At 66.8% G+C, this 19,081-nt stretch carries 14 protein-coding genes; 11 read left to right on the top strand and 3 right to left on the bottom strand.

The window, feature by feature from the left end; all coding sequences use genetic code 11:
- Positions 1 to 34 precede the first annotated feature (34 nt).
- Positions 35 to 658 carry a tRNA isopentenyl-2-thiomethyl-A-37 hydroxylase MiaE gene (locus PSPA7_RS16680; RefSeq protein WP_073651551.1) on the bottom strand — a complete coding sequence of 208 codons (624 nt, stop codon included), beginning with the start codon at positions 656 to 658 and terminating at the stop codon, positions 35 to 37.
- Positions 659 to 828: 170 nt separating this feature from the next.
- Between PSPA7_RS16680 and uspL the strand changes: the two genes are divergently transcribed.
- Complete coding sequence (uspL, locus tag PSPA7_RS16685; protein WP_003152928.1) at positions 829 to 1,692, top strand: universal stress protein UspL; 864 nt, start codon at positions 829 to 831, stop codon at positions 1,690 to 1,692.
- A 58-nt stretch (positions 1,693 to 1,750) separates the two neighbouring features.
- Here the strand turns inward: uspL and PSPA7_RS16690 are convergent, their stop codons facing one another.
- Entirely contained in the window at positions 1,751 to 2,218 is a 468-nt protein-coding gene (locus PSPA7_RS16690) for a DUF1289 domain-containing protein (protein ID WP_012076182.1), read from the bottom strand.
- Positions 2,219 to 2,601: 383 nt separating this feature from the next.
- Between PSPA7_RS16690 and acnB the strand changes: the two genes are divergently transcribed.
- The 10 genes from acnB to cobA all read left to right on the top strand — a co-directional run bounded on the left by acnB (position 2,602) and on the right by cobA (position 17,940).
- Positions 2,602 to 5,211, top strand: coding sequence for a bifunctional aconitate hydratase 2/2-methylisocitrate dehydratase (acnB, locus tag PSPA7_RS16695; RefSeq protein ID WP_012076184.1), 2,610 nt, complete (start codon positions 2,602 to 2,604; stop codon positions 5,209 to 5,211).
- Positions 5,212 to 5,388: 177 nt separating this feature from the next.
- Positions 5,389 to 6,597 carry a CmpA/NrtA family ABC transporter substrate-binding protein gene (locus PSPA7_RS16700; protein ID WP_012076185.1) on the top strand — a complete coding sequence of 403 codons (1,209 nt, stop codon included), beginning with the start codon at positions 5,389 to 5,391 and terminating at the stop codon, positions 6,595 to 6,597.
- Between the two features lie 16 nt (positions 6,598 to 6,613).
- Positions 6,614 to 7,192 carry an ANTAR domain-containing response regulator gene (locus PSPA7_RS16705; RefSeq protein WP_003152926.1) on the top strand — a complete coding sequence of 193 codons (579 nt, stop codon included), beginning with the start codon at positions 6,614 to 6,616 and terminating at the stop codon, positions 7,190 to 7,192.
- A 228-nt stretch (positions 7,193 to 7,420) separates the two neighbouring features.
- On the top strand, positions 7,421 to 8,116 hold the full coding sequence (locus PSPA7_RS16710) for a polysaccharide lyase family 7 protein (RefSeq protein ID WP_012076186.1): 696 nt from the start codon (positions 7,421 to 7,423) through the stop codon (positions 8,114 to 8,116).
- A 351-nt stretch (positions 8,117 to 8,467) separates the two neighbouring features.
- The gene (locus PSPA7_RS16715; RefSeq protein WP_003152924.1) at positions 8,468 to 9,679 is read left to right on the top strand and encodes an MFS transporter; all 1,212 of its coding nucleotides are present in this window, start codon (positions 8,468 to 8,470) and stop codon (positions 9,677 to 9,679) included.
- A gap of 74 nt (positions 9,680 to 9,753) precedes the next feature.
- A complete protein-coding gene (locus tag PSPA7_RS16720; protein ID WP_235562183.1) occupies positions 9,754 to 11,349 on the top strand; it encodes a bifunctional protein-serine/threonine kinase/phosphatase in 1,596 nt (531 codons plus the stop codon).
- A gap of 267 nt (positions 11,350 to 11,616) precedes the next feature.
- Positions 11,617 to 14,067 carry a nitrite reductase large subunit NirB gene (nirB, locus tag PSPA7_RS16725; protein ID WP_012076189.1) on the top strand — a complete coding sequence of 817 codons (2,451 nt, stop codon included), beginning with the start codon at positions 11,617 to 11,619 and terminating at the stop codon, positions 14,065 to 14,067.
- Between the two features lie 51 nt (positions 14,068 to 14,118).
- On the top strand, positions 14,119 to 14,445 hold the full coding sequence (gene nirD, locus PSPA7_RS16730; RefSeq protein WP_003098054.1) for a nitrite reductase small subunit NirD: 327 nt from the start codon (positions 14,119 to 14,121) through the stop codon (positions 14,443 to 14,445).
- Between the two features lie 25 nt (positions 14,446 to 14,470).
- Positions 14,471 to 17,191, top strand: coding sequence for a nitrate reductase (locus tag PSPA7_RS16735; protein WP_012076190.1), 2,721 nt, complete (start codon positions 14,471 to 14,473; stop codon positions 17,189 to 17,191).
- Between the two features lie 11 nt (positions 17,192 to 17,202).
- Positions 17,203 to 17,940: a uroporphyrinogen-III C-methyltransferase gene (gene cobA / locus PSPA7_RS16740; RefSeq protein ID WP_012076191.1), complete on the top strand. Its 738-nt coding sequence runs from the start codon at positions 17,203 to 17,205 to the stop codon at positions 17,938 to 17,940.
- 67 nt (positions 17,941 to 18,007) lie between these two features.
- Here the strand turns inward: cobA and oprF are convergent, their stop codons facing one another.
- The gene (gene oprF, locus PSPA7_RS16745; RefSeq protein ID WP_003087843.1) at positions 18,008 to 19,060 is read right to left on the bottom strand and encodes an outer membrane porin OprF; all 1,053 of its coding nucleotides are present in this window, start codon (positions 19,058 to 19,060) and stop codon (positions 18,008 to 18,010) included.
- Between the last annotated feature and the right edge of the window lie 21 nt (positions 19,061 to 19,081).

Consider the following 19,081-nt stretch of genomic DNA (forward strand, 5'->3'; position numbering starts at 1 on the left):
AAAGCGCCCCGCGGGGCGCTTTCTTGTTTCCGGCTCAGGCCACCAGGTCCACCGGGTGGCCGCTGTGGAAGCGGAATTCGTTGTCCGGACTGCTGATCAGCTCGGCCTCCTTGGCCCGCACCACCTCGATCGTCCGCTCCACGTCGGCCTCGTCGCCGTACTGGTAGGCCAGCTTCAGGTAGTCCTGGAAATGCCGCGACTCGGACTTCAGCAAACCGCCGTAGAATTTCGCCAGCTCCGCGTCCAGGTGCGGCACCAGGGCGGCGAAGCGCTCGCAGGAACGCGCCTCGATGAAGGCGCCGACCACCAGCGTATCGGTCAGCCGCTGCGGCTCCTGCTTGCGCACCAGGTCGCGCAGCGCCGAGGCGTAGCGGGAGGCGCTGACATTGACCACCGGGATCCCGCGTTTCTTCAGGATCGCCAGCACCTGCTCGAAGTGGCGCAGCTCCTCGCGCGCCAGGCGGCTCATCTTGTTCACCAGGTCCAGGCGGCCGGAGTACTTGCCGATCAGTTGCATCGCCGTCGCCGCGGCCTTCATCTCGCAGGCCTTGTGGTCCAGCAGCATGACGTCCTGGCGCTCCAGGGCCGCCTCGACCCAGGCGGCGGGAGTGGAACAGGCGAGGAATTGGTCGATCTCGGGCAACATGGTGCAGGTCACTCATTCTGGAAAGGGCCTGCCACGACGCTGGTCGGGGCAGGAAAGGCGGAGCATTATACGGAAGCTGCGGTGGTCGGGCAGGCCGACCCGTTTGATATGCATCAAGAGCAGCGGCTGGATTGCGTCTAGAGTTGTTTCAGCGATAACCACAAGCACTCAGGGAGACGATCATGCAAGCCATTCGCAGCATCCTCGTGGTGATTGAACCGGACCAGCTGGAAGGTCTCGCCCTGAAACGGGCACAACTGATCGCCGGCGTGACCCAGTCGCACCTGCACCTGCTGGTCTGCGAGAAGCGCCGCGACCACAGCGCCGCCCTCAACGACCTGGCCCAGGAACTGCGCGAGGAAGGCTACAGCGTCTCGACCAACCAGGCCTGGAAGGACTCCCTGCACCAGACCATCATCGCCGAGCAACAGGCCGAAGGCTGCGGGCTGATCATCAAGCAGCACTTTCCCGACAACCCGCTGAAAAAGGCCATCCTCACCCCGGACGACTGGAAGCTGCTGCGCTTCGCCCCCTGCCCGGTACTGATGACCAAGACCGCCCGTCCCTGGACCGGCGGCAAGATCCTCGCCGCGGTCGATGTCGGCAACAACGATGGCGAGCACCGCGCCCTGCACGCCGGGATCATCAGCCATGCCTACGACATCGCCGGCCTGGCCAAGGCCACGCTGCACGTGATCAGCGCCCATCCCTCGCCGATGCTGTCCTCCGCCGACCCGACCTTCCAGCTCAGCGAGACCATCGAGGCCCGCTACCGCGAGGCCTGCCGCACCTTTCAGGCCGAATACGGCTTCAGCGACGAACAACTGCACATCGAGGAAGGCCCGGCCGACGTGCTGATCCCGCGCACCGCGCAGAAGCTCGACGCGGTGGTCACGGTGATCGGCACCGTGGCGCGCACCGGGTTGTCCGGTGCACTGATCGGCAATACCGCCGAGGTGGTGCTGGACACCCTGGAGAGCGACGTCCTGGTGCTCAAGCCGGACGACACCATCAGCCATCTGGAAGAACTGGCCAGCCAGGACTGACGGGACATCGGAGTGAAAAAAGCCGCCCTCGGGCGGCTTTTTCCTTCACGGGCCGGCGTCAGCGCCCGCTGGCCTGCAGGAACGAGGGCGCGATGTAGCGCTGGTAATGCGCCTCCGACAGAAGGAAGAATTCCCGATCGATGGCATCGCGCAGGTCCGGCAGGTTCCAGTCGCGGAACTCCGGCAGCAGTGCCACGCCGTAGGCTTCGATCTGGTTGATCAGCCGCGAACCGCGGGCGATCAGCTGGTAGGCCCAGCAATAGGGCGACTGCTCGGGGACGAAGCGGATCTGCCGCTGCTCCAGTTGCAGGCGCAGGCGCGCGGCGTCGAAGACTTCCAGCTTGGCGGCCATCACCTGGGCCAGCAACTGCTCCAGGCGACTCCAGACCGCGCGCTTCTCTTCGGCGTCGTAGAGGTTCCAGTTGACCACCTCGTGGTGGAAACGCTTGCAACCACGACATACCAGGTCGCCGTATACCGTGGAGCAAAGCCCTACGCAGGGGGTTTTGATTCTTTGCGAAGACATGACCGGGACAACGAAGACAAAGCGGCATCTTAGCCCTTTGTCTAATCAAGATCACCCCATGGCGCCTGGGGTTTCCGACTTAACTTTGTGCGGAGTTTCCAGTAATATTGCTCCGCCTTTTTAGGCGCCAATGTCCGTTAGAAGCTGTTTTCAAAGCGTCACGAGCACAGTTTCCGGCAGGTACGCTGGCGACGGCGCCACCCTCAAGCGTCTCGCCAGCCCCACACCCCAGCCCGCCGGCGTAAAACTTTGAAAACAGCTTCTGTCTGGAACCTGCCGATGCCCTCGTAGGTTGGTGGATTACCGTCCACCTGGGCCTGACGAGCGGATCTGCGTCGGTTCCTGGATACGTGTCCCCCGGGACCACTGATGAGGGAAATACTGTGCTTGAAGCCTACCGCAAACACGTAGAAGAGCGTGCCGCCCAGGGTGTCGTGCCCCAACCGCTGAACGCCGAACAGACCGCAGGCCTGGTCGAGCTGCTGAAGAACCCGCCGGCCGGCGAAGAAGAATTCCTCCTTGACCTGATCACCAACCGCGTACCGCCGGGCGTCGACGAAGCCGCCTACGTCAAGGCCGGTTTCCTTTCCGCCATCGTCAAAGGCGAAGCCACCTCCCCCCTTATCGACAAGCAACGTGCCGTCGAGCTGCTGGGCACCATGCAGGGCGGCTACAACATCGCCACCCTGGTCGAGGTGCTGGACGATGCCGAACTGGCCAGCATCGCCGCCGATCAGCTGAAGCACACCCTGCTGATGTTCGACGCCTTCCACGACGTCGCCGAACGCGCCAAGAAGGGCAATGCCGCGGCCAAGTCCGTGCTGCAGTCCTGGGCCGATGGCGAGTGGTTCAAGGCCAAGCCGGAAGTCCCGGAAAAGCTGACCCTCACCGTGTTCAAGGTCCCCGGCGAAACCAACACCGACGACCTCTCCCCCGCCCCCGACGCCTGGTCGCGCCCGGACATCCCGCTGCACGCCCTGGCCATGCTGAAGATGGCCCGCGACGGCATCGAGCCGGTCCAGCCGGGCTCGGTCGGTCCGCTGAAGCAGATCGAAGCGGTCAAGGCCAAGGGCTTCCCGGTCGCCTACGTCGGCGACGTGGTCGGCACCGGCTCCTCGCGCAAGTCCGCCACCAACTCGGTGCTGTGGTTCTTCGGCGACGACATTCCGTTCGTGCCGAACAAGCGTGCCGGCGGCTTCTGCTTCGGCACCAAGATCGCGCCGATCTTCTACAACACCATGGAAGATGCCGGCGCCCTGCCGATCGAGTTCGACTGCACCAACCTGGCCATGGGCGACGTCATCGACGTGTACCCCTATGAAGGCAAGGTCGTTCGCCACGACAGCGGCGAAGTGGTCACCACCTTCGAGCTGAAGACCCCGGTCCTGCTCGACGAAGTCCGCGCCGGCGGCCGTATTCCGCTGATCGTCGGCCGTGGCCTGACCGAGAAGGCCCGCGCCGAGCTGGGCCTGGGCGCCTCCGACCTGTTCCGCAAGCCGGAAGCCCCGGCCGACAGCGGCAAGGGCTTCACCCTGGCGCAGAAGATGGTCGGTCGCGCCTGCGGCCTGCCGGAAGGTCAGGGCGTGCGTCCGGGCACCTACTGCGAACCGAAGATGACCACCGTCGGCTCCCAGGACACCACCGGCCCGATGACCCGCGACGAGCTGAAAGACCTCGCCTGCCTCGGCTTCTCCGCCGACCTGGTGATGCAGTCCTTCTGCCACACCGCGGCCTATCCGAAGCCGATCGACGTCAAGACCCACCACACCCTGCCCGACTTCATCATGACCCGCGGCGGCGTGTCCCTGCGTCCGGGCGACGGCATCATCCACAGCTGGCTGAACCGCATGCTGCTGCCCGATACCGTCGGCACCGGCGGCGACTCGCACACCCGCTTCCCGATCGGCATCTCGTTCCCGGCCGGCTCCGGCCTGGTGGCCTTCGCCGCCGCCACCGGGGTGATGCCGCTGGACATGCCGGAGTCGGTGCTGGTGCGCTTCAAGGGCAAGCTGCAACCGGGCATCACCCTGCGTGACCTGGTCCATGCGATCCCCTACTACGCGATCCAGCAGGGCCTGCTGACCGTCGAGAAGAAAGGCAAGAAGAACATCTTCTCCGGCCGCATCCTCGAGATCGAAGGTCTCAACGACCTGACCGTGGAGCAGGCCTTCGAGCTGTCCGACGCCTCGGCCGAGCGTTCCGCCGCCGGCTGCACCATCAAGCTGCCGGAACAGGCGATCGCCGAGTACCTGAAGTCCAACATCACCCTGCTGCGCTGGATGATCGGCGAAGGCTACGGCGACCCGCGCACCCTGGAGCGTCGCGCCCAGGCGATGGAAGCCTGGCTGGCCAAGCCGGAGCTGCTGGAAGCCGACAAGGACGCCGAGTACGCCGCGGTGATCGAGATCGACCTGGCCGACGTCAAGGAGCCCGTGCTCTGCGCGCCGAACGACCCGGACGACGCGCGCCTGCTGTCGAGCGTGCAAGGCCGCAAGATCGACGAGGTGTTCATCGGCTCCTGCATGACCAACATCGGTCACTTCCGCGCCGCCGGCAAGCTGCTGGACAAGGTCAAGGGCGGTATCCCGACCCGTCTGTGGCTGGCCCCGCCGACCAAGATGGACGCCCACCAGCTGACCGAGGAAGGCTACTACGGCATCTACGGCAAGGCTGGCGCGCGCATGGAAATGCCGGGCTGCTCGCTGTGCATGGGCAACCAGGCTCGCGTCCAGACCGGCTCCACCGTGGTCTCCACCTCGACCCGCAACTTCCCGAACCGTCTGGGCGACGCCACCGATGTGTTCCTGGCCTCGGCCGAGCTGGCGGCGGTCTCCTCGATCCTCGGCAAGCTGCCGACCGTCGAGGAGTACATGGCCTACGCGAAGGACATCGACAGCATGGCTGCCGACGTCTACCGCTACCTGAGCTTCGACCAGATCGCCGAGTTCCGCGAAGCGGCCGCGAACGCCAAGATCCCGGTCGTCCAGGCCTGATCCCAGCGACGCGTCGAAGAAGCCCCGCCCCGTGCGGGGCTTTTTCTTGCCCGCGCGAAGGTCCGCCGCCTCCTGGCATAGCGCTTGCTGCTGCCCCGGCAATGGTGCGCGCCAGCGATGGCGCCTGCACGCCGGACAAGGGGGCGAGCGTACCGCCCCGCCGTATACGAGGTGACGATGACAGACAGAGCGATACGCAACCAGGCCTGGGTCGGCGGCTCCGACGCACCGGAAAAGAGCGCCCTGGACATCGGCTTCATGGCGCTGACCGACTCGGCCTCGCTGATCGTCGCCGCCACCCAGGGCTTCGCCCAACCCTACGGCCTGACCCTCAACCTCAGGCGCCAGCCGTCCTGGGCCGCCCTGCGCGACAAGCTGCTGAATGGCGAACTGGACGCCGCCCAATGCCTCTACGGCCTGGTGTACGGCGTGCAGCTGGGTCTCGGCGGCAGCCCGCCGCGCGACATGGCGGTACTCATGGGTTTGTGCCAGAACGGCCAGGCGATCAATCTTTCCGAACCGCTGAAGCGCGCGGGCGTGACCAGTCCCGAGGCACTGCTCCGCCATCGGCGCCAGAATGGTGCATGCCTGACCCTGGCGCAGACCTTTCCCACCGGCACCCACGCCCTGTGGTTGAACTATTGGCTGGCGAGCATCGGCCTGGATCCGCTGCACGACGTGCACAGCGTGGTGGTTCCGCCGGCGCAGATGGTCAGCCACCTCCAGGCCGGGCGCATCGACGGTTTCTGCGCCGGCGGCCCCTGGGGCGCCCTGGCCGTGGAGCAGGGCCAGGGCTTCACCATCGCCACCAGCCAGGCGATCTGGCCGGACCACCCGGAAAAGGTCCTCGGCGCCACCCGCGCCTTCGTCGACACCCATCCGAACACTGCCCGCGCGCTGGTGATGGCGGTCCTCGACGCCAGCCGCTTCATCGAACGGAACGCCGAGAACCGCCTGGGCACCGCGCAGCTGATCAGTGGCCGCGACTATGTAGACGCGCCGCTCGGCGCGATCCAGCCGCGCTTCCTCGGCCGCTACCAGGATGGCCTCGGCAACGCCTGGCAGGATCCCCATCCGCTGCGTTTCTTCGGCGAGGGCGCGGTCAACCGGCCCTGGCTCTCCGACGGCCTGTGGTTCATGACCCAGTTCCGCCGCTGGGGCCTGCTGCGCGAGGACCCGGACTACCTGGCCATCGCTCGCGCGGTGCAGCAGACCGCGCTGTACCGCGACGCCGCCAGCGCCCTCGGCCTGAACACGGAGGGCGGCGACATGCGCAGTTCGACGCTGATGGACGGCCGCACCTGGGACGGCAGCGACCCCGCCGGCTACGCCCGCAGCTTCCCGATCCATGCCCTGGCCGACGCCGGCCAGGGCATCGTCCTCTGACCCTGGTGCGCCCGCCATGCTGCGTATCCTGCTGATCAACGATACCCCGAAGAAGGTCGGACGCCTCAGGACCGCCCTGCTCGAGAGCGGTTTCGAGGTGGTCGACGAATCAGGGCTGACCGTCGACCTTCCGGCCCGCGTCGAAACATTGCGTCCGGACGTGATCCTGATCGATACCGAGTCCCCGGGCCGCGACGTGATGGAACAGGTCTGCCTGCTCAGTCGCGACCAGCCGCGACCGATCGTGATGTTCACCGACGAACACGACCCGGGCGTGATGCGCCGCGCGATCCAGTCCGGGGTCAGCGCCTACATCGTCGAAGGCATCCAGGCCAGCCGACTGCAACCGATCCTCGACGTGGCCATGGCGCGCTTCGAGAGCGACCAGGCCCTGCGCGCCCAGCTCCAGGCGCGCGAGGCACAGCTGGCGGAACGCAAGCGCATCGAGCTGGCCAAGGGCCTGCTGATGAAGATGAAGCACTGCGGCGAGGAAGAGGCCTACACGCTGATGCGGCGCCAGGCCATGAGCCGGCAGCAGAAACTGATCCAGGTCGCCGAACAGATCATCGCCATGCACGACATGCTCGGCGGCTGAAGCCGATGGGCAGCTGGCGATCATATCGCCAGCCACCCTGCTGGCCCCCGGCGCGGGGCGGCGCGGCTATGCTCGGGCGCCCGGCGCGGACCTATCCGTTCTGGGAGTCACCCCCTCGCCACCCTCGACTAGCATGACCAGGGAGGCCCGCAGTGGACGCCCAGGGCTAGGAGCCGCAGGCGTCCGCCCGAACCGCACCGCCTACTCAGCGGTCAGGAGATGCTCAGCATGATCGATCTCAGCACCTGGAACCTCACCATCCCCACCGAGCCCACCCCACAGGTGATCACCACCCAGCAGCTCAACAACGGCTACCAGAGCCAGTATTTCCAGCAAGGCAGCGATGGCGGCCTGGTGTTCTGGGTACCGATCGACGGTTCGCACACCGAGGACAGCACCTACCCGCGCACCGAGCTGCGCGAGACCCAGGCCGACGGCAGCCTCGACAACTGGTACTACTGGCAGGCCGACAACGAACTGCGGGTGACCATGAGCGTCGAGAAGGTCCCGTCGAAGAACAAGGTGATCATCGGCCAGATCCACAGCAAGTCGCCGCAGACCGACGACGGCGAGCCCCTGGTGAAACTGCAGTACTACTACAAGCCGGAGGAAGGTCTCGGCCGCGTGGAGGCGCTGGTGCGCAACCACCCGGACGATTCCTACAGTCGCAACGTGCCGATCCTCGAACAGGTGAGCCTGGACGAGCGTTTCAACTACAGCCTGCGGGTCACCTCAAGCGGCGAGCTGGCGGTACGCGCGCGCAGCCAGGACGGCGAAGAGGACGCCTACTACCAGACCCTGGGCAGCGCCTGGGACAACCAGCTGCTCTACTTCAAGGCCGGTGCCTACGTGAACGACAACGCCGGCGACAGCGGCGAAGGCAGCCGCGTGACCATCTACCACCTGAACACCGCCCATCGCTGACCCACCGCGGCGCACGGATGCGCCGCCCCAGCCCTGTGCAGGCTCCCGGCGCTTGCCACCGGGGCGTGCACACCCAGCCACCCAGGCTTCCCCGCGACCGCTCTACGGCGCGCTCTCGACGACTTGGCAAAGAGCTTGCTAAGTCCAGCCTGACGGTAGCCAACGGCGGTTACCCCTCCCCGACAAAGACGTCGCGCGGCCACTCCTCCGGGAGAGGCCCGTGGCGTCTTCGTCGTTTCGCCCCAGTGCCGGGGCGGGTGGGTGTTCCGCTGTCGGACGCTCACCTTGTAGCGACGCAACTTCCGCCGGGCGGCCATTCCGCCCCCGAATCCGCTGGATACGAGGTGTTCGATGAACAACAGCTTCTGGAAGGCCGGCCATGCGCCGACCCTGTTCGCGGCGTTTCTCTATTTCGACCTGAGCTTCATGGTCTGGTACGTGCTCGGCCCACTGGGCGTGCAGATCGCCGGCGACCTGCAACTGAGCACCCAGCAGCGCGCGATGATGGTCGCCACGCCGATCCTCGCCGGCGCCGTGCTGCGCTTCCTGCTCGGGATGCTGGCCGATCGCTGGTCGCCGAAGAGCACCGGCATTCTCGCCCAGGTCATCGTCATCGCCGCCCTGGCGGCCGCCTGGCTGCTGGGCGTGAACAGCTATCCACAGGCACTGCTGCTGGGGTTGTTCCTCGGCTTCGCCGGGGCATCCTTCGCCGTGGCCCTGCCGCTCGCATCGCAATGGTACCCGCCGCAACACCAGGGCAAGGCCATGGGCATCGCCGGCGCGGGCAACTCCGGTACCGTGCTCGCCGCCCTCTTCGCCCCCGGCCTGGCCGCCGCGTTCGGCTGGAACAACGTGTTCGGCTTCGCCCTGCTGCCTCTCGTCCTGACCCTGCTGGTGTTCGCCATGGTCGCGCGCAACGCCCCGCAGCGGCCGGTGCCCAAGGCCATGGGCGACTACCTGAAGGCCCTCGGCGACCGCGACAGCTGGTGGTTCATGTTCTTCTACAGCGTCACCTTCGGCGGCTTCCTCGGCCTGGCCAGCACCCTGCCCGGCTACTTCCACGACCAGTACGGCCTGAACCCGGTGACCGCCGGCTACTACACCGCCGCCTGCGTCTTCGCCGGCAGCCTGATGCGCCCGCTCGGCGGCGCCCTGGCCGATCGCATCGGCGGCATCCGCAGCCTGCTGATGGTCTACACCCTGGCCGCCATCTGCATCGCCGCGGTCGGCTTCCACCTGCCCAGCGCGATGGCCGCGCTCGGTCTCTTCGTGGTCGCCATGCTCAGCCTCGGCGCAGGCAATGGCGCGGTATTCCAGCTGGTACCGCAGCGCTTCCACAAGGAGATCGGCGTGATGACCGGGCTGATCGGCATGGCCGGCGGCATCGGCGGCTTCTGCCTGACCGCCGGCCTCGGCGCGATCAAGCAAGGCACCGGCGACTACCAGCTCGGCCTGTGGCTGTTCGCCAGCCTTGGCGTGCTGGCCTGGTTCGGCCTCCATGGGGTCAAGCGGCGCTGGCGCACCACCTGGGGCTCGGCGGCGGTCACCGTCGCGCGGGTCTGAGCATGGGCCTGCGCCTGAGCATCGGCGAGGCCAGCGCCTGCGGGCCCCGCGCGGAAAACCAGGACGCACTGCGGGTGGTCACCCCGGCTCCGGCCCTGGCCGCCAGCAAGGGCCACCTGTTGGCCATCGCCGACGGCGTCAGCCAGTGCGCCGATGGCGGCCTGGCGGCGCGCAGCAGCCTACAAGCGCTGGCCCTGGATTACTATGCGACTCCGGAAACCTGGGCCATCGTGCAGTCCCTGGACCGCCTGCTCCTGGCGCAGAATCGCTGGCTGCAGGCCAACGGCGGCGGCCAGCCGCTGCTCACCACCCTCACCGCCCTGGTGCTGCGCGGCACCCGCTACACCCTGGCCCACGTCGGCGATTGCCGGGCCTACCTGTGGCGCGACGGCGAGTTGCTCCGGCAGACCAGCGACCACGTCTGGGAGCAACCGCACATGCAGCACGTGCTGACCCGCGCCCTGGGCCTGGACCAGCACCTGGTGGTCGACTACCTGGAAGGTGAGCTGGAGCCCGGCAGCCAGTGGCTACTGGTCAGCGACGGTGTCTGGGCCACGCTGGGCGATAGCGGCATCCGCAGCATCCTGCGCAACGCCGACGAGCCGCAGCGCAGCGCCGAGGCCCTGGTTCGCGCCGCCCACCTGGCAGGCAGCCAGGACAACGCCAGCGCCCTGCTGGTACGCGTGGAAGCCGTGCCCGCAGGCAGTCTCGGCGACGCCCTCGCGCAACTGGGCCAATGGCCGCTGCCGCCGCCGCTGAAGCCCGGCCAGCTCTTCGAAGGCTGGCGGGTCCGGCAGTTGCTCGGCGAGTCCCGCCAGTCCCTGCTCTATCGCGTCGAGGATGGCCAGGGCCACCCCTGGCTGTTGAAGACCCTGCCCGCAGCGCGTGCCAACGACCCGCTGGCGCCCCAGGCCCTGCTGCTCGAGGAATGGTTCCTGCGCCGCGTCCAGGGCCGGCATTTCCCCGAGCTGCACGGATTGGCGCAACGCCAGCACCTCTACTACCTGATGCGCGAACACTCCGGGGAGACGCTCGCCGAGCGCCTGCGCAGCCATGGTCCGCTGTCGCTGCCGGAGTGGCTGGGGCTGGCCAACCAGTTGCTGCGCGGACTAGGCCAGTTGCACCGACGCAACCTGCTGCACCGCGACCTCAAGCCGGAGAATCTCCATCTCGGCCGCGACGGCGAGCTGCGCCTGCTGGATTTCGGCCTGGCCTGGTGTCCGGGATTGTCGCGCGAAGACCCCCACCTGCTGCCGGGTACGCCCAGCTACCTGGCGCCGGAGTGTTTCGCCGGCAGTCCGCCCGCGGTGCGCCAGGACCTCTACGCCGCCGGCGTCTGCCTCTACCAGGCGCTGACCGGGCGCTATCCCTATGGCGAGATCGAAGCCTTCCAGCATCCCCGCTTCGGCCGCCCCGTCCCGCCCAGCCGCTATCGCCCGGATCTGCCGGCCTGGATCGACGACCTGCTGCTGCGCGCCGTCGCCTGCGACCCCGCACAGCGCTTCGAGACCGCCGAGGAATGGCTGCTCCTGCTGCAGCAGGGAGAAGCGCTGCCGGCCACGACACCCCGCCCGCTGCTGGAGCGCGAACCGCTGAAGACCTGGCGCGCCATCGCCCTGCTGTCCCTCGCGGCCAACCTGGCGCTATTCCTGGCCTGGCTGGAGAGCTGAGCGGCACCAGTCCGGTGCGCAACGCCCCGGCACAGAGCAGAAAGGCCTCGCGGATCCCGCGTGTCATTCCCGCAAGATCGTGGAGAGGGGCAATATCGCAAGTTGGCACGGCGCCTGCTTGGACTTTCCCGACAATCGACAACACAGCGCCGACCTCAACGACGAGGCTGCGCTTCCCGACCGAACGGGACCTGGACAAAGGCGTCCTGCTGGCAACAGCGGGACGCCTTTTTTGTTTGCGCCAACCTTATGCAGGAGCTCCTCCGCATGAAGAAGATCAAACTGGTGATGGTCGGCAACGGCATGGCCGGGGTCCGCACCCTGGAAGAACTGCTCAAGCTCAACTCGGACTTCTACGACATCACGGTGTTCGGCGCCGAGCCCCATCCCAACTACAACCGCATCCTGCTGTCCCCGGTGCTGGCCGGCGAACAGACCTTCGAGGAAATCGTCCTCAACGACCTCGACTGGTATGCGGAAAACGGCATCAAGCTGCTCCTCGACCGCAAGGTGGTGCAGATCGACCGGGTCCGCCGCAAGGTGGTCGCCGCCGATGGCACCGAAGCCGAGTACGATCGCCTGCTGCTGGCCACCGGCTCGCTGCCCTTCATCCTGCCGATCCCCGGCAATCGCCTGCAGGGCGTGATCGGCTACCGCGACATCGCCGACACCCAGGCCATGATCGACTGCGCCCGGAGCCACAGCCACGCGGTGGTGATCGGCGGCGGCCTGCTCGGCCTGGAGGCGGCCAATGGCCTCAAGCAGCGCGGGATGGACGTGACCGTTGTGCACCTCTCCGACTGGCTGCTGGAGCGCCAGCTCGACCGCACCGCCGGCAAGCTCCTGCAAGGCGCGCTGGAAGCCCGCGGCATCCGCTTCCGCCTGAACACCCAGACCCGCGAGCTGATGGACAACGGCAGCGGCCGGGTCTGTGCCGTGCAGTTCAACGACGACGACGTGATTCCCGCCGACCTGGTGGTAATGGCCGCCGGCATCCGTCCCAACACCGAGCTGGCCGAAAGCGCAGGCATCCCCTGCAACCGCGGCATCCTGGTCAACGACACCCTGCAGACCTACGATCCGCGCATCTATGCGGTCGGCGAATGCGCCAACCACCGTGGCATCGCCTACGGCCTGGTGGCGCCACTGTTCGAACAGGCCAAGGTCTGCGCCAACCACCTGGCTCATCTCGGCTATGCCCGCTACCAGGGCTCGGTGACCTCGACCAAGCTCAAGGTGACCGGCATCGACCTGTTCTCCGCCGGCGACTTCATCGGCGGCGAAGGCAGCGAGACCATCACCCTTTCCGACCCCATCGGCGGCGTCTACAAGAAGCTGGTGATCAAGGACGACGTGCTGGTCGGCGCCTGCCTCTATGGCGACACCACCGACGGCGGCTGGTACTTCCGGCAGATCCGCGAAAACCACAACGTGGCGCAGATCCGCGACCACCTGATGTTCGGCGAGAACGCCCTCGGCGATGTCGGCCACCAGGGCCAGAACAGCGCCGCGAGCATGCCCGACACGGCCGAAGTATGCGGTTGCAACGGCGTCTGCAAGGGCGCCATCGTCAAGGCGATACAGGAACACGGCCTGTTCAGCGTCGACGAAGTCAAGAAACACACCAAGGCCGCCAGCTCCTGCGGCTCCTGCGCGGGCCTGGTCGAGCAGATCCTGATCAGCACCGTCGGCGGCGCCGCCGACGTCAAGCCGAAGAGCGAGAAGGCCATCTGCGGTTGCAGCGAGCTCAACCACGGGCAGATCCGCAAGGCCATCCGCGAACACCGGCTGACCAGTCTCGACGCCGCCATGCGCTTCATGGACTGGAAGACCCCGAACGGCTGCGCCACCTGCCGCCCAGCGCTGAACTACTACCTGATCTCGACCTGGCCGGGAGAGGCCAGGGACGACCCGCAGTCGCGCCTGATCAACGAACGTGCCCACGCCAATATCCAGAAGGACGGCACCTACTCGGTGGTCCCGCGGATGTGGGGCGGTGTGACCAGCGCCGCCGAGTTGCGGCGCATCGCCGACGTCGCCGACAAGTACCAGGTGCCGATGGTCAAGGTCACCGGCGGCCAGCGCATCGACCTGCTGGGGGTGAAGAAGGACGACCTGCCGGCCATCTGGAAAGACCTCGACATGCCCTCGGGACATGCCTACGGCAAATCCATCCGCACCGTGAAGACCTGCGTCGGCAGCGAGTTCTGCCGCTTCGGCACGCAGAACTCGACGCAACTGGGCATCGACCTGGAACACGACCTGTTCAACATGTGGTCGCCGCACAAGGTCAAGCTGGCGGTTTCCGGCTGCCCGCGCAATTGCGCCGAGGCCGGGATCAAGGATGTCGGCATCATCGGCGTGGACTCCGGCTGGGAGATGTACATCGGCGGCAACGGCGGGATCAAGACCGAGGTCGCGGAGTTCTTCGTCAAGCTCAAGACCGCCGAAGAGGTGCGCGAATACAACGGCGCCTTCCTCCAGCTCTACCGCGAGGAAGCCTTCTATCTGGAGCGCACGGTGCATTACCTGCAGCGGGTCGGCATGGCGCATATCCGCAAGGCGGTGGTCGAGGACGCGGAAAACCGCAAGGCACTCAACGCCCGCCTGCAATTCGCCCTGTCCTTCGAGCAGGACCCATGGAAGCAGCGCATCGAACAGCCGCTACTGAAGAAGGAGTTCGAACGGATTCCGCTCAAGCAACTGGAAAACGTCTGAAGCCCTTGCCCGGGCCGTCCCACGGCGGCCCTTCCCAACCGGAGTGAACCGATGAACTGGCTGGATATCTGCGCCCTCGATGAAATCAACCCGCTGGGCTCGCGCGTGGTCGCCGGCCCGAAAGGCGACATCGCCATCTTCCGTGCCGCCGACGACCAGGTCTTCGCCCTCGATGACCGCTGCCCGCACAAAGGCGGCCCGCTGTCCCAGGGCCTGATCTACGGCAAGCGAGTGGCCTGTCCGCTGCACAACTGGCAGATCGAACTGGAGAGCGGCGAAGCCGTGGCCCCGGACCAGGGCTGCGCCCATCGCCACCCGGTGCGGGTGGAAAACGGACGGGTGCTGCTCGGCCTGGACAGCGTGGCGCTGTGCGCCTGATCTCTCGACGATAACAGGAGCGAGCATGCCGACAGACTCCCACACTACTGCCTCGACCTGCTGCTATTGCGGCGTGGGTTGCGGCGTCCTGATCGAGCACGACGGCGAACGCATCCTCGGCGTACAAGGCGACCCGCGGCATCCGGCCAACTTCGGCAAGCTGTGCAGCAAGGGTTCCACCCTGCACCTGACCGGCGACCTCCAGGCCCGCGCGCTCCATCCCCAGTTGCGCCTCGGCAAGCAACTGGCGCGGGCTCGCAGCGACTGGGACAGTGCCCTGGATCATGCCGCCGGGCGTTTCGCCGAGACCATTCGCGAACACGGGCCGGACAGCGTGGCCTTCTATATATCCGGCCAGTTGCTGACCGAGGACTACTACGCCTTCAACAAGCTGGCGCGGGCCCTGGTCGGCACCAACAACATCGACAGCAATTCGCGCCTGTGCATGTCCTCGGCGGTGGTCGGCTACAAGCGCAGCCTGGGCGCCGACGCACCGCCATGCAGCTACGAAGACCTCGACTGCGCCGACTGCGTGCTGATCGCCGGCAGCAACATGGCCTTCGCCCATCCGATCCTGTTCCGCCGCCTGGAGGCCGCCAAGGCGGCACGACCGGAAATGCGCATCGTCGTCATCGATCCGCGGCGCACCGATACCTGCGAACTGGCCGACCTGCACCTGGCGCTGCTCCCCGGCACCGACGTCGCACTGTTCCACGGCCTCCTGCACATCCTGCTCTGGGAGGACTGGATCGATCGTTCGTTCATCGCCGAGCACACCGAGGGTTTCGCCGCCCTGAAAGACCTGGTGCGCGACTACCCCCCCGCCGCGGTCGCCGACCTCTGCGGCATCGCCATCGCCGACCTGCAGCGCTGCGCAGAATGGATCGGCCGCTCGCCGCGCTTCCTCTCGCTCTGGTGCATGGGCCTCAACCAGTCGAGCGCGGGCAGCGCGAAGAACAGCGCACTGATCAACCTGCACCTGGCCACCGGCAAGATCGGCCGTGCCGGATGCGGGCCGTTTTCCCTCACCGGCCAGCCGAACGCCATGGGCGGCCGCGAGACCGGCAGCCTGGCCAACCTGTTGCCCGGCCATCGCGACGCCGCCGACCCCGCGCATCGCGCGGAGGTAGCCCGCCACTGGGGCGTCGAGACACTCCCCTCGGCCCCCGGTCTCAGCGCCATCGAGCTGTTCGACGCGGTTCATGAAGGCCGGATCAAGGCGCTCTGGATCGCCTGCACCAACCCCGCGCAGTCGCTACCGGACCAGCGCAGGATCCATGAGGCGCTCGCGCGCTGCCCCTTCGTGGTGGTCCAGGAAGCCTTCGCCACCACGGAAACCTGTCGCTACGCCGACCTTCTGCTTCCAGCCGCTTCCTGGGGAGAAAAGGAAGGTTCGGTGACCAACTCGGAGCGCCGCGTCAGCCATGTCCGCCGGGCCATAGCCCCGCCCGGAGAAGCCCGCCAGGACTGGCAGATCGTCTGTGACTTCGCTCGCCGCCTGGAGCACCGCCTGCGTCCGGGGCAGCCCAGCCTGTTCGACTTCGCTGACAGCGCCAGCCTGTTCGACGAGTACAAACGACTCACCGCCGGGCGCGACCTCGACCTGGCGGGACTCAGCTACGAGCTGCTCGACCGCCTGGGGCCGCAGCAATGGCCATTCCCCGCCGGTGCCGAGCAGGGCACCGCGCGCCTCTATGGCGACTGGCGCTTCCCCACCGCATCGGGGCGCGCCCAGTTGATCGCCGATCCCTATCGCGCCCCGCAGGAAAGGCGCGACGCCCGCTACCCGCTGACCCTCAATACAGGACGGCTGCGCGACCAATGGCACGGGATGAGCAGGACCGGTACCTGCGCGCGGCTGTTCGGCCACGAGGGGGAAGCCCTGGTACACCTGCATCCCGAGGAACTGCGCCGCCGCCAACTGCAGGAAGGACAGTTGGTTCGCCTGAAGAGCCGGCGTGGCGACCTGGTCCTGCCGGTGGGCGCAGACGACTCGGTGCGCCCCGGCCAGGCCTTCCTGCCGATGCACTGGGGCGACCGCTTCCTCAAGGGGCTGGGCTGCAACGTACTGACGGTGCCAGCCTTCGATCCCCTGTCGAAGCAGCCGGAACTCAAGCATGCCGGGGTACAGGTCGAGTCCGTCGAACTGCCCTGGCGCCTGTTCGCCCTGGTCGAGATCGATATCCAGACGCGTTTCGAAGCCCTGCGCCCGCTGTGCGAAGCCTTTGACCATGCCGGTTTCAGCCTTGCCGGAGGCGAGCGCCCGGCCCTGCTGATCGATGCAGCGCATCGCGAAGCGCCGGACAGCACCCTGCTGGAACGCATAGACCGCCAGCTCGAACTGCTCGACGGACCGATCCTCGCCTACGACGATCCGCGACGGGCGATCGGCAAACGCGTGCGCCTCGAAGACGGGCGCATCGTCGCCGTCCGGCTCGCCGGCGAAACCCTCGCCCGCGACTGGTTGAAAGAGCTCTGGCTTACCGGCCGGGCCGATAGCGAGCTACGCCGCTGGCTGCTCGCCCCACTCGGCGCGGCACCGGGACGACCCAGCCAGGGTGCGGGCGGCAAGACCCTGTGCAGTTGCCAGAACGTCAGCCAGCAAACGGTGCTCGGCGGCATCGCCCGCGGATTGGACCTGGACGGATTGAAGCGCGAGTTCGGCTGCGGCACCGGCTGCGGCTCCTGCGTACCGGAAATCAAGAGACTGCTGGCGGCCCCCCGGCCCATGGCGGCGAATGCCTGAGGAGAACGACGATGAGCGGTAAGGTCTGGCTGGTGGGTGCGGGTCCCGGCGATCCGGAACTGTTGACCCTGAAGGCAGTTCGCGCCCTGCAGGACGCGGATGTGGTGATGATCGACGATCTGGTCAACCCGGGCATACTGGAGCACTGTCCGTCCGCCCGGCTGGTCCGGGTCGGTAAACGCGGCGGCTGCCGCTCCACACCGCAGGACTTCATCCAGCGCCTGATGCTGCGGCATGCCCGCCAGGGGCGCAGCGTGGTACGCCTGAAAGGCGGCGATCCATGCATCTTCGGCCGCGCCGGCGAAGAAGCCGAATGGCTGGCCCGCCACGGGATAGACAGCGAGATAGTCAACGGCATCACCGCCGGGCTGGCTGGCGCCACTGGCTGCGGCATACCGCTGACCTACCGCGGCATCAGTCGCGGCGTGACCCTGGTGACCGCGCATACCCAGGACGACAGCCCGCTGGCCTGGGAAGCCCTTGCGCGCAGCGGCACCACGCTGGTGGTCTACATGGGCGTGGCCCGTCTCGCGGAGATCCAGGCCGGGCTGCTGGCTGGAGGCATGGGCGAGGATACGCCGCTGGCAATGATCGAGAACGCCACCCTGGGCAACCAGCGCGAGTGCCGCAGCAATCTCGGCAAGTTACTGCGGGACGCCGGACGTTTCGCCTTGAAGAGCCCGGCGATCCTGGTGATCGGCGAAGTGACCCGCGGCATCGTGTCGCAACCGGTTTCCCTGAGCGCCTGACGAGCGGTCTTTTTCCAGGCAAAGAAAAACCCGGCCTGGGCCGGGTTTTCTTTGAAGGCTCAGCCGATTACTTGGCTTCGGCTTCTACTTCGGCTTCAACGCGACGGTTGATAGCGCGGCCTTCAGCGGTGGCGTTGTCGGCAACCGGGCGGGACTCGCCGTAACCGACAGCGTTCACGCGACCACCTTCCACACCGTACTCGTTGACCAGTACGTCACGAACGGCGTTGGCACGACGCTCGGACAGCTTCTGGTTGTAAGCGTCGGTGCCGACGGAGTCGGTGTGACCTTCAACGGTGGTGGAAGTGGACGGGTACTGCTTCATGAAGTCGGCCAGGTTCTTGATGTCAGCGTAGCTGTTCTCTTTGACCTTGGACTTGTCGAAGTCGAACTTCACGTCCAGCTGTACGCGTACGACTTCGGCGACAGCCGGGCAGCCGTTGGCGTCAACGGTGACGTTGGCCGGGGTGTCCGGGCACTTGTCGACGTTGTCGCAGACGCCGTCGTTGTCGGAGTCGGAGCAAACGTCGGCAACCGGTTCCGGAGCCGGAGCGGCTTTCGAACCACCGAAGTTGAAGCCGACGCCCAGGCCAGCCATCCACTCACCCTGGTGACCGTTGTCACGCTTCTCCAGGCCGTACTGGCCGTCGAGGCTGGCCTTGGCGAAGAAGTTCTCGGTGAAGTAGTACTTCAGACCAGCGCCGATGTTGGCCATGGTCATCTGCTGACGGCCTTGGCTGTCGCTGTTGATGTTGGTGATGTTCTGGTGAGCCAGACCAGCCGACACGTACGGACGCAGACCTACGCCCGGGGTACCGAAGTGGTAGATGGCGTCCAGGGAGGTCAGGTTGCCATGGACCTTCTTGTTGCCGGTTTCGTAGGTGCCACGAACATCGTGGTACTCACCGTAGGACAGAGCCAGCTCGACGTCGTCGGTCAGGAAGTAGCCGATCGAGCCGCCGTACAGGTCAGCGTTCTTCATGTTGCGAACGCTGTCGGTGAAGTAGCGCTTGCCGAAGGCTTCGATCTCTACCGAGTTCTGGCCCTGGGCGAAGGCGTTCATTGCCGAAGCGGCAACCAGCGAGCCGATGACAACGCCTAAGGTGTTCTTCAGTTTCATCCGTTAAATCCCCATCTTGAT

Source organism: Pseudomonas paraeruginosa PA7 (assembly GCF_000017205.1).
Classification (GTDB): Bacteria; Pseudomonadota; Gammaproteobacteria; order Pseudomonadales; family Pseudomonadaceae; genus Pseudomonas; species Pseudomonas paraeruginosa.

What these genes read in the sequence shown, in the direction of transcription:
- uspL (WP_003152928.1), top strand. Translation starts at nt 829, where the DNA reads ATGCAAGCCATTCGCAGCATCCTCGTGGTGATTGAACCGGACCAGCTG.
- PSPA7_RS16690 (WP_012076182.1), bottom strand. Translation starts at nt 2,218, where the DNA reads ATGTCTTCGCAAAGAATCAAAACCCCCTGCGTAGGGCTTTGCTCCACG.
- PSPA7_RS16700 (WP_012076185.1), top strand. Translation starts at nt 5,389, where the DNA reads ATGACAGACAGAGCGATACGCAACCAGGCCTGGGTCGGCGGCTCCGAC.
- PSPA7_RS16705 (WP_003152926.1), top strand. Translation starts at nt 6,614, where the DNA reads ATGCTGCGTATCCTGCTGATCAACGATACCCCGAAGAAGGTCGGACGC.
- PSPA7_RS16710 (WP_012076186.1), top strand. Translation starts at nt 7,421, where the DNA reads ATGATCGATCTCAGCACCTGGAACCTCACCATCCCCACCGAGCCCACC.
- PSPA7_RS16715 (WP_003152924.1), top strand. Translation starts at nt 8,468, where the DNA reads ATGAACAACAGCTTCTGGAAGGCCGGCCATGCGCCGACCCTGTTCGCG.
- nirB (WP_012076189.1), top strand. Translation starts at nt 11,617, where the DNA reads ATGAAGAAGATCAAACTGGTGATGGTCGGCAACGGCATGGCCGGGGTC.
- nirD (WP_003098054.1), top strand. Translation starts at nt 14,119, where the DNA reads ATGAACTGGCTGGATATCTGCGCCCTCGATGAAATCAACCCGCTGGGC.
- PSPA7_RS16735 (WP_012076190.1), top strand. Translation starts at nt 14,471, where the DNA reads ATGCCGACAGACTCCCACACTACTGCCTCGACCTGCTGCTATTGCGGC.
- cobA (WP_012076191.1), top strand. Translation starts at nt 17,203, where the DNA reads ATGAGCGGTAAGGTCTGGCTGGTGGGTGCGGGTCCCGGCGATCCGGAA.
- oprF (WP_003087843.1), bottom strand. Translation starts at nt 19,060, where the DNA reads ATGAAACTGAAGAACACCTTAGGCGTTGTCATCGGCTCGCTGGTTGCC.